Raw genomic sequence first — 2,496 nt, 5'->3', positions numbered from 1 at the left:
GAAAGACCTCAAACCTCTTTGGGCACCCGATGATGTTAATTATGCCATGAAGCATTATTGTGGCAGCGTTTGTTTTGACCCCATAGGAAAAACTGCCGCGGTTTCCTCACCCAAAGGAGATTTGATTACCTTTTGGGACTTTGATCAATTAATCTATTTAAGCAGTCTTCGTTGTAAAGATGGCTGCGGTTTAACCAGCTATCGAAACAATGAATTTGTTATTTCCAACGGCTTAGGCAACCTTTACCACTACAACAATACAACAAAAGAACTTAGTCAAAACTTATCCAACCCAGGCCTCAAAATTGCCTGGGATAACCATCTCTTGAGCGCCTAAACACACAAATACAAAAGTCCATTTTTCAAGCTCCTAAAAGTCAAAACTCAACTATACTATCTGTGATACAGCTCAACTTCATAGGTAACGAGCTTCTGGAATAGGCAATAGGGGGTCAAATATGTCCAAACTGTTAGATAACATATCAATTAAATCTAAGCTCTTATCAATCTGCACTATTACATTAGTTGGTATGCTTACAATCATCTTAGTCGAGCTCAATTTTAGCAAGACACTATCAGAGTCAGCTTCTTCGCTTGTGTCCATTGAAAAGCTTAACTCTAACATGCTTACCTTGAGACGGAATGAAAAGGACTTCCTCACCAGGAAAGATGAAAAATACGTCACACGATTCTCTGATAATGTTGCAAAGCTAAACAAAGAAATTAGCGAACTAAAAGTATTAAACAACTCACTTGGGTTTGACACTGAAGATAATCTCACCAAATTAGGCGACATAATAAAAAGCTATCATCAAACTTTTTTAACCATATCGAAAACTCAAAAAGAAATAGGATTAACACCTAAAACCGGGCTTTACGGTACTCTTCGAGCATCAGTACACAGTGCTGAGTCCGCTATTACTGAGCTAAAAGACTACCAACTGCTTGCGGAAACACTTATGTTACGTCGTCGAGAAAAAGACTTTATGCTGCGACTAGACACAAAATACATCGATAAGTTTAATACTGATATGGCGGCAATAATGTCTACTTTGGATAGCAGAGCGCTACCTTCGCAAATTAAAGACCAGGTCAGAAAAAACCTGAACGCTTACGCTTATGACTTTAGAAAGCTAACGGTTAAGACACAAGAACTTGGATTAAGCCCCGAAACAGGCTTGCTCGGTCAGCTACGTGCTACCATCCATCAAAGCGAGGAACAGCTTACTTCGTTATCTGCCATGATGAACAGTTCGTTAGAGGCAACCAAAGCACGAAGTAAGTCAACCTTCTATATGATAACCGGCGTACTGACTGTGATTATTCTTATTATTAATTTAGCCATATTCCGATCCATCAATGCTCCTATCCAAAGGCTAACCCATGTCATGCGAAAGATTAATCATGATAAGGACCTGACAATTCGCTCAAACATAAGTGGCTCACACGAAATCGCTGAGCTATCCCAACACTTCGATGAAATGCTAAGCAGTTTTGAGCATGTATTGGAGCAGATTCACCAGGCTGCAAGTCAAACAAGCCAGTCTTCTGCTGAACTGACAGTCGCTAGCCAAGATAATTCAAGAAGCCTCGACGAGCAACAAGCTCTTATTGAACTTGTCGCTACAGCTATGACGGAAATGGCTGCTTCTATTTCAGAAGTCGCCGAAAATATCGTCAGCACCTCTGAAAGCGCCAATGAAGCCTATGACGAGACAATCTCTAGTAAAGAAACTGTTAATACCGCCGTCAATGTCGTCGAGTCATTAGAGCAGACAACCAGTAATACAAAAACCGTACTAGATGAACTAAGACAGGATTGCGTAGACGTCAGTAAAGTTATGGAAGTAATTCGTGGTATTGCTGAACAAACCAACCTTCTAGCACTTAATGCTGCCATTGAAGCCGCGAGAGCAGGTGAACAAGGCCGGGGTTTTGCGGTCGTCGCAGATGAAGTCAGAACATTGGCAGGTAAAACCCAAGAATCAACCGAAGAAATTGACATCATCGTTAATAAGCTTCAAGAAAACGCTGAAAATGCGGTGGGTGTGATGGAAGAAAGCCTCTCTAAGGTCCATGAAACTGTAGAGCAAGCCAATACCGCCAACCACTCATTGGAAAATGTCACCAATATGGTCAATCAAATCAATAATATGAGTACCCAAATCGCGACAGCCGCTGAAGAACAAAGTGCTGTGGCTGAAGATATGAGTGAGAAAATTGTTGGCATTAAGGATCACGCTGAAGTCAACACAGAAAATGCTGGCACCACTCGCGTACTGTCTGAGCAACAAGCTGAATTCGCGATTGAACTGGAACAACTAGTCAATCAATTCAAAGTCTCCTAATCATCAGCAAGCTATACTCAATAGCCTGTATACGATGGAATTAAATTATCACTAATCTGTAATGAGCGAACCCTAATGGTCTCGCTCTCTTTCTTTAACCGGCTGCTTCCCTACACACTAATATTATTCCTATGTCCGATTAGGCTCA

General features: G+C 41.2%; 2 protein-coding genes. Both read left to right on the top strand.

Going from position 1 to position 2,496, the window contains the following annotated elements; all coding sequences use genetic code 11:
* The coding region (locus A3763_RS15820) for a DUF1513 domain-containing protein (protein WP_156495123.1) at positions 1 to 337 on the top strand (337 nt) is incomplete at its 5' end.
* Positions 338 to 458: 121 nt separating this feature from the next.
* Entirely contained in the window at positions 459 to 2,348 is a 1,890-nt protein-coding gene (locus A3763_RS15810; RefSeq protein WP_068764726.1) for a methyl-accepting chemotaxis protein, read from the top strand.
* Positions 2,349 to 2,496 lie beyond the last annotated feature (148 nt).

This window comes from Oleiphilus sp. HI0128, assembly GCF_001635365.1.
This window is presented reverse-complemented; position numbering and strand designations above follow the sequence as displayed.

Coding starts and splice junctions, on each gene's coding strand:
- A3763_RS15810 (WP_068764726.1), top strand. CDS start 459: ATGTCCAAACTGTTAGATAACATATCAATTAAATCTAAGCTCTTATCA.